Origin of the sequence: Haloarchaeobius iranensis (assembly GCF_900103505.1) — an archaeon.
GTDB classification, from domain to species: Archaea; Halobacteriota; Halobacteria; order Halobacteriales; family Natrialbaceae; genus Haloarchaeobius; species Haloarchaeobius iranensis.
In genome coordinates this window covers 1-7,960 of the sequence record NZ_FNIA01000049.1, presented here as the reverse complement: position 1 = coordinate 7,960, position 7,960 = coordinate 1, and the positions used below count along the sequence as shown (strand labels likewise).

Genomic DNA, 7,960 nt, shown 5'->3' with positions numbered 1-7,960 from the left:
GTAGTACCAGACAAGGCCGTTCTGAAGTTCTCGTGTAACCGGACGCGTGCCGTAGACATCCTCGTAGTAGCAGTGGAGGAAGCCACGAAAGAGGTCTGCTGGCTCGTGAACTCGTGTTCGCCCCCGGCAAGCGGGGGCGAACACGTCGTACTCCAGCAGAAAATCGAACTCAAGATACTCGAACAACGGTACTGTCTCGGTAGCCGCCGCATTCAAGAAGTCGTCTACCGAAGCTACGTCTTGCAGGGCGTTGGTACTGCTGGACACAGTTTCCAAACCCTGCGGCCTCCCTTGGGAGGCTTTCTATGACACGCTCTGGTTTGATAATCTTGGAGAATATCGTTCACGTAACACCTATATCGCGTCATGTTTTCCATCGATACAATGAGTAAGGACTGGGATAATGTCATCCTGCTTTCTGCGGACGCGCTCCGCGCAGACCATCTCTCTTGCTACGGTTACCACCGCGACACGTCGCCAGTACTGGACGAGCTCGCGGAGGAAAGTATCCGGTTCACGAACGCGTACAGCGCAAGCTCGCACACGCGGGAGGCGATTCCGGCGCTATTGACTGGAAAGTACCCTGACGTAGCTATTGATTCGAAGTACCACCTCGCTTCTGATACTATTGCGTCAACGCTCTCCGAAGAGGGTTTTTCGACTGCGGGGTTTCACTCGAATCCGTTTGTTTCACGGGCGTACGGTTTCGACCGGGGCTTTGACGTCTTTGACGACGATTTGCGTATGGGACAGAACAAGCTCATCGCGCTCGCACAGCGGGCCCTTGACAAGATTCGGAACCGCCACTACGCCCGCGCCGAGGAGATTAACGACCGGGCACTTTCATGGCTTGACTCACTAGACGACGACAAGCCATTCTTCCTGTGGAATCATTATATGGACACCCACGGCCCGTACGAACCATCAGGAGAGTACGCGACGCATTTCCGCCACGAAAGAATTTCCGACAAGGAGGCCCAATCGCTCTACCAGCGCGCAATCAGTAACCCTGCGTCAATCACCAATGAAGAACGAGAGCTACTGATTGACCTATATGACGGGGAAATTCGATACAACGATGCGAAGATTGGAGCGCTTATCAAGTCACTGCGTAATCGTGACCTGCTTGAAAAGTCACTGCTAATTATTACAGCTGACCACGGCGATGCTTTCGGTGAACATGGCTACTACGAGCACCCGCGATACCTGCACGACGAAATTACACACGTGCCGCTGCTGGTCCGCCCGCCAGGCGGCGGCGAAGAGGACGTGGAGGCACCGGCAAGCACGCTGGACGTGGCAGCGACGGTCGCCGATGTCGTTGACCGGGACGCGGAACTGCCCGGGGAGTCGCTCCTCAATGCCACGCGGGCGGACCGGACCGTCTTCCTCCAAGCGCGGGGCGAGGACGAGGAGAGCCACCTACGGCGGTATTCGCTACGGTCAACTCAGGGGGCCTGCTTCTGTGAGCGTGATTTGGAGACGGACGCCCTGGAGTTTACCGAGTGCCACAATCGATCGCTCCGATCAGCCCTTGAGCAGCACGTGGAGGAGCGAATCCAGATCGAAGACGGAGGGGTAGAATCGAACGAAGACGACATTGACGAAGAAATTGAGCGCCGCCTGAGTGCACTCGGGTACAAGTGAGGAGTTTTACTGTGGACAAAGACGGCCAAACAGACATGACTAATCGGGATGTGCTTCTCGTAACACCCTGGGAGCGGAAAGGCGGACTGGCGACGTATAGTGACTACCTCGTTTCTGAACTGCGAAACGAATGCAATGTTTCGATTTTCGCGTGGGATTACGAATCACTACTGGCAAGAGGGAGCGGTCAGGCCGTCTTCGATTTCGCCCTTGTAAAATCGATCCGTAAATCGGACGTAATCCACGTTCAGTACACATTCGGCCGGTACTTGCTCTCCTTCTTTTTCATCGCCCTCCTCGGTAAGTTGATGCGGACACCAGTTACGATGACGCAACACGAGCGATTCGATAATCTTCCGGTCCCGAGGCTTCTCTATCTCTGGCATCAGTTCCTCTATTTCTTTGTCGACGAGATTATCGTTCACACGGAAAATAGAAAGACGATTGTGGGGGCATATCATAGACCGAATGTTACCGTCATCCCGCACGGGGTGCTTGAGCACGGAGACGTAGAACGGGAGCCTAGAGACATCAACGACATCCTAATCCCTGGTCTCGTAAGACCAATTAAAGGACATCCGAATCTAATAGGGGCTCTAAATCACCTCCCCGAAAACGTGACGCTCACGATAGCCGGCTCTGCTTCGAGTCCAGAATACGGCACCGAACTGAAGGAACTTATAGAGTCAGCGGGCCTCTCTGAGCGAGTTACGTGGGAAGACGAATTCCTCCCCGAGGACGAGATGTTTCAGCGTATCTGCGAGGCAGACCTAGCCGTTCTGCCTTACGAGGAGCACACCTCAATGTCGGGGATGTTAGCACACTGCATTAGTTGGAAAACTCCAACCCTGGTGACGGACTGTCCGTCCTTTCGGTGTGTCATCAACACAGAGGAAGCGTTCTTGGATGGTCGGTCGTCAGAACTCATTGCCGATAGTATAGAAAGAGTGAACAACGAATCTGTTCAAGGAGAGATAATTATGGAGTTCGAGGAATTGATTTCGGAATGCAATTGGCGGCGTGTATCACAAATGACTAGTAACATCTACGAAACGGTGATTAACAAATGAATGTAAGCTACGCTCTGGACTCACTTCGGCGTAATTGGAACAATCAACACTGGTACACGACAGTGTTCAATAGTTACGTCGCTGGTCGGCTCTACCGGCGTCTGAAGGGGAACGATGGCGAATTTGTCGTTGAAAAAGACTGGGATAACCTGCTGATCCTCGATGGTTGTCGGTTCGATTTATTCGAGGAGGTCTATGGGGAACAGTTCGAAGAGGGTTTCGGAGGGACTCTCAGTAAAATACGGTCCCGTGGTAGTGGATCCCCGGGATACCTTAGAGAGAATTTCCAAGGTCGTGATCTCAGTGACACCGTTTACGTCACTGCGAATCCATTTGTGTATAAGGTCCTCGATAATCCATTCCATCATGTTGATCACGTCTGGATGAACGACTGGGACGACGACCTCGAAACTGTTCGTCCAGACACTATGGTCGAACACGCTATCGAGGCCTACCAAACTTACCCCAACAAGCGCCTCGTCGTTCACTTCATGCAGCCGCATCACCCGTTCATCGGTGATTTCCGACTCTCTGAAGATCGGGGTTTCCTCGGTGCGAAGGCAAAATCGCTCGACGAGGACGTCCCCGACGTCAAGTTCGTCTGGGAGCGGTTGCGTGAAGGAGAAGTTTCGGAAGACGAGGTCTGGCGAGCGTACAGGGACAATCTCGTCCTCGCTCTCGAAAAAGTGGGCAAGTTGATTGAAGCAATCCCTGGAAAACACGTCGTAACGTCTGATCACGGGAACGCCTTCGGGGAGCGCGTAAAGCCGTTCCCAACGACTACGTACGGGCACGGAGACAACCTTCATATCCCCGCTCTGGTCGATGTACCCTGGTTAGAACTCCCTGCAGACGACAGACGCCAGATTGAAGTCGGCACGGAAGAGTCGAGTGATATAAATTACGAAGAGGAATCAATCGAAGAACGGCTCACCGCTCTCGGTTACAAGTAATCTGAATCCGATCAGATTTTGCCCCGGTCAACGTCGTCTCTCAGCAGTGTCGAGTAAATTTTCCGACCCAAGACGTAGCCTGGTCGACCCCAGACAATACTCGCAAGATAGCAGAAGAACAGGACTCGCGGATAGGAGAGACACATCCGCACACCTGCTAGAATAGCGTCGAACGACCAAATCGAGTTGGACAGTTCTACTTCTGCTCGCTGTAATTCTGTGTAAGCCTTCGCCTCCTTATATTCCGACGCGGGACGGTGCTCGTACACGTCTTCGTAGTCTTCGAGAATCTGTAGCCGTCCTTCGTAACTGCCCCAGCTTTTCCCACGCGAACCTTCCGAGTCGCGCCGAATAACCAGCGGCTCGTCCACGAAATCGAACTCCGTACGGAGAGCGAGTTCGATTTTGAATCCGATGTCATCCGCACCGGGTCGATCTTTGAATGGTAGGACCTCCTCTAGGAGAGAGCTTTGGATTAGCATCGTTGACGTGATACACGGGGCCATCTTGAACGTCAGCGCCTGTTTGAGGACGTCTCCCCGAATGTCCTTGTTGGGGAGCACGACACCACCGTCTTTCCAGACGAACCCTGAATAGACGACTCCGACGTCGTCCTCCTCTCGCAGCAGCGCCACTTGCTTTTTGAGCTTGTCTTCCTGGAGCCGATCGTCGTCGTCTAGCAACTGGACGAACTTTCCCGTCGCCGTTTCGATTCCTTCCATCCGAGCCGACTGTGCGCCCCTATTTTCGTCGAACGCGATGTACTTAATGTCCCTTCCTTCTACGACAGATTCGGCGTTTCGCTCTCCGGAATCGTCGACGACTATCGTCTCAACGTTACTGTAGCTCTGCTCTTCGACGCTCTCTATTGCCTCAACGAGTTCGTGATTTCGGTAGTAGGTCGGGATAACGATAGAAACGAGCGGGTCCTCAGTCATTGAGTAACCCCTCGCAGCGTAGTAAGGATAAGGTTCATGGTAGTAGGATTACTTCTCCACGTATAAATGAAAGTCACTATCCTCTGCTACAACCTCTCTAACAACTGCGTCGGACGGGGGATGGTGTTGGCGGAAATCGTCAAGCGCAACCACGATGTGGAACTTGTCGGTCCGATATTTGGTGACGGAATCTGGGATCCAATGGCCGACCGGGACTACATCCGTGGTGTCGAGATGAGTTCTCGGACGTACGGATTCCCGCACAAGGCACCCGAGCTGCTCTCGATGATCGACGGCGACGTCATCTACGCGGCCAAACCGAAATTCGCCAGTTACGGTGTTGCCCTCCTGAAGAAGCTGGCAGACGACTACCCGATCGTTTTGGACATCGACGACTGGGAACGCGGTCTGACAATCGGTTCGCAGTCACCAGCGAGGGCGTACCTGGAAGGGATTCCACGACTCGGGACAGTGAACTCACTGTATTTCACGAGACTCTGTGAGGAATTTTCGTCAGTGGCGGACGCGATTACGGTTTCTAACACGTTTCTCCGGGAGAAGTTCGGGGGACAGCTCCTCTACCATGCCCGGGATACCGACAAATTCGATCCCGACAAGTACGACAAGTTTGCCTGTCGCCGAGAGTTGGGACTACCAACCGACAAGAACATCGTCCTCTTCTCTGGCACGCCTCGGCCTCACAAAGGCATTCAAGACCTTGCCCAGGCGATGCAACGACTGGACAGGAATGACACTATCGGCGTCGTCGTCGGAGCGAGTGATGACGATATCGAACGCTTTCCGGCATTACGGGAAATGGAGGTCTACGGCCGACAGCCCTTCGACGACATCCCAAAGTGGGTCGCCTCGGCTGATATAGTCGCAATCCCGCAGCGACGGACGCGGCGTACCGTCGGTCAAATGCCCGCGAAACTATTTGACGCCATGGCGATGGGGAAATGTATAGTTTCTACGGACGTTTGTGATATACCGACTGTTTTGGACGGCACTGGGTTCACCGTGGATTCAAACTCCCCGGGCCAGTTAGCGGATGCGTTCAGCGTATTACTAAATGATCGGGAAAAAATTGATGCCGCAGGTGAAGAGGCCAGGCAAAGATGTGAAGAGAAATATAGTTATTCCCGGTATGGGGACGAGCTAGATATGTTGATGAAACAGTCTGCATGAATTGCGAACGATTTCGGGATAATATTCAATAATAGTAATATAATACAATCAGTGTGTGTTAACTCGCAATATATGTGCCATCTCATCAGATAGTGAGTGGAGCTTACCCGACCTTGCGATAGGTATACTTATTAGTATCCTTCTTAATAGTTATATAGAACCAGATGGCGAACGGCGACTGGCGACTGGTAGCGGCGACGGCCCTACTACTGCTCGCAGCTGGGACTGCTGGCCTCGTTGAAGACTCTGGGATTGTGGTCGCCGTTGCTGGAGCAGCATTATTTACAGGAGTTATTGTAGTCCGATCATCAGCGTGGCTTGGAAGTATTGCGATCCTATTTGTCCTGACAATCTATCTTCCAAGCCGGCCAGGATTATATGGCCGGGACTCCCACTCGGAGGCCTTAGTCACTGCCACAGTTGTTGACAATGGAGTGCTACCAGAATCTGTGGTTGCAGCGTGGAGTTTCCTTGAGACTCCGTTGCTGTATGTCATGGGGGCGGTAGCGTCCCGAATCACTGGTCTTGATCCGATGCCACCCGACCAGATACTTATTTCGCAGCTATTACCGATTGCTTTCGTCGCAGCTACGCTGACGACCGCGTGGGCAATGTACCGACAGATACAACCGGAGCGGTCTGTTCTGATGATGGTGCCTCTCGTCCTGTGGATGCCGTTTTTCATCTTTCGACTGGGGTTTCGGCGAGGCAGCATTTCGATTGTCCTGTTCGCGCTCGGAGTGTTCACGCTATATCGGTATCAGACGACAGGGAACAGTCGATTTGCCCTGTTGCTTATTGCAATCCCATTCCCGATGACGCTCGCGCACCATCTCACAGCAGGATTATACATTCTCTGTCTCGGGTGCTTCTTTCTGAGTCGGTATCTCCCGAGCCAGCAGCTATCTACCGACTCACCCGTCATGGTTAGCGGTCGTATTTTGCTGATAACAGGCATCATCCCACTGACTTGGTTCGTTGTTGTTGTTGGCTCCGGCGGAGAGAAACTTGCTGGCATCGTCCTGAGCATCCTCGGTATCTCCGCGGTGCCGACGCCCTCAGCCCCATACGATCTAGAGCCGTCAGTCCTCGGCTTCGTCTCAGATTTCGTGGCAGTTTGGGCTTTCGTCGGCATACTCGGGATTCTGACGCTTGCAGGGGGCTGGTGGCAGATGAGGGAGAGAGGGATGTCTCCGTGGCTGGCTGGACTCATCCCATATGGCGCCATTATTGCCGCCCTAGCATTCGCCAGTTGGCTGGCGCTGCCGGTTGCCCCGAGTCGGGTACTCACGTTCTTCGTCGTCGTTGGTGGTGGGATCGGTATCAGCTACCTGTCGCACAATACACGGTCAAAGTGGCCGGTGCAGACTGTTGTGTTGCTCTTGGTCGTCTCTAGCCTATTCATGATTCCGTACTCAGTCATTCCCGGTCAAGCACCCGCATACAGTCATGGCGAGTTCGGACAGCAATTCGACCAGCAGATGTATGACTCCGCAGAGTGGAACGATCAGTATATAACGAAGGAAGAGGTGGTTGGGGACGCGAATGTCCGGGAGGTTGTGGTGCCGATTGCCCAACTACCTGTCCAGACGGCCTATCCCCAAGTGACAAGCGCCGAGTTGCCGCCTGAAAGGACTGTCATCCTTCGAGAAGAGAATCGTCACCTGTACAAGGGGCCATGGGGTGGCGGCTGGGCCTATACGACGCTTGAGCATGGAATTGAGCGATATGATCGTTCAAGCAACCGTGTTTATACGAACGGGAATGTGAAACAATGGGTGAGTAGCTTGAATTCATGGGATGGTCGCGTTCAGATTAGCTGATTCCATGCGAAGGCGAATGATTTGAGCCACTCGTCAGCAGTTTCAGCTTCGGCGTGACTGAAACAGTTCGAGAAAGCGTTAGTTCTGCGTTTTACCTCTCGAAAGACACGTTCGACGCTGTTGCGATTTCCGTGTTTCTCGTAGCGGAAATCGAGCCCGTGACGGTTGCAAGCGTCTTTCAGCGGCGTCGCACCGTCGACGAGAAACACGGCGTCATCGACGTCGTGTTTCTCGCGTAACTCCGAGAAGAACGCGTGCGCGAGCACGTTCGTCCGTGTCGGTTCAAGCTTTGTATGCAGTAATTCGTTGGTTTCGGGGTCGACAGCAGCGTACAGCCAGTA

At 53.4% G+C, this 7,960-nt stretch carries 6 protein-coding genes and 2 pseudogenes; 5 read left to right on the top strand and 3 right to left on the bottom strand.

The genetic code is table 11. From position 1 onward, the window contains the following. Positions 1 to 267 (bottom strand): annotated as a pseudogene (locus BLT27_RS18590) (IS5/IS1182 family transposase); the annotation flags it as partial. Positions 268 to 384: 117 nt separating this feature from the next. Here BLT27_RS18590 and BLT27_RS18585 point away from each other — a divergent pair. From BLT27_RS18585 to BLT27_RS19425, 3 genes are read left to right on the top strand one after another with little or no spacing between them, the layout of a single operon-like run. Further along, positions 385 to 1,647 carry a sulfatase gene (locus tag BLT27_RS18585; protein ID WP_217639191.1) on the top strand — a complete coding sequence of 421 codons (1,263 nt, stop codon included), beginning with the start codon at positions 385 to 387 and terminating at the stop codon, positions 1,645 to 1,647. Between the two features lie 11 nt (positions 1,648 to 1,658). Further along, positions 1,659 to 2,717, top strand: a complete 1,059-nt coding sequence (locus BLT27_RS18580; protein WP_139172429.1) for a glycosyltransferase — start codon at positions 1,659 to 1,661, stop codon at positions 2,715 to 2,717. Then, complete coding sequence (locus tag BLT27_RS19425) at positions 2,714 to 3,670, top strand: alkaline phosphatase family protein (protein ID WP_139172428.1); 957 nt, start codon at positions 2,714 to 2,716, stop codon at positions 3,668 to 3,670. Before BLT27_RS18580 ends, BLT27_RS19425 begins: the two co-directional genes overlap by 4 nt. Before the next feature lie 11 nt (positions 3,671 to 3,681). Here the strand turns inward: BLT27_RS19425 and BLT27_RS18570 are convergent, their stop codons facing one another. Continuing rightward, a complete protein-coding gene (locus tag BLT27_RS18570) occupies positions 3,682 to 4,608 on the bottom strand; it encodes a glycosyltransferase family 2 protein (protein WP_089736588.1) in 927 nt (308 codons plus the stop codon). Between the two features lie 66 nt (positions 4,609 to 4,674). On the opposite strand from BLT27_RS18570, the gene BLT27_RS18565 reads away from it, so the two are divergent. Both BLT27_RS18565 and BLT27_RS18560 read left to right on the top strand, forming a co-directional pair. Beyond that, positions 4,675 to 5,796: a glycosyltransferase family 4 protein gene (locus tag BLT27_RS18565; RefSeq protein ID WP_089736585.1), complete on the top strand. Its 1,122-nt coding sequence runs from the start codon at positions 4,675 to 4,677 to the stop codon at positions 5,794 to 5,796. A 164-nt stretch (positions 5,797 to 5,960) separates the two neighbouring features. Further along, a complete protein-coding gene (locus BLT27_RS18560) occupies positions 5,961 to 7,619 on the top strand; it encodes a hypothetical protein (protein WP_139172427.1) in 1,659 nt (552 codons plus the stop codon). Here the strand turns inward: BLT27_RS18560 and BLT27_RS18555 are convergent. Continuing rightward, positions 7,607 to 7,960 (bottom strand): annotated as a pseudogene (locus tag BLT27_RS18555) (DDE-type integrase/transposase/recombinase); the annotation flags it as partial. The gene BLT27_RS18560 and the pseudogene BLT27_RS18555 overlap by 13 nt on opposite strands.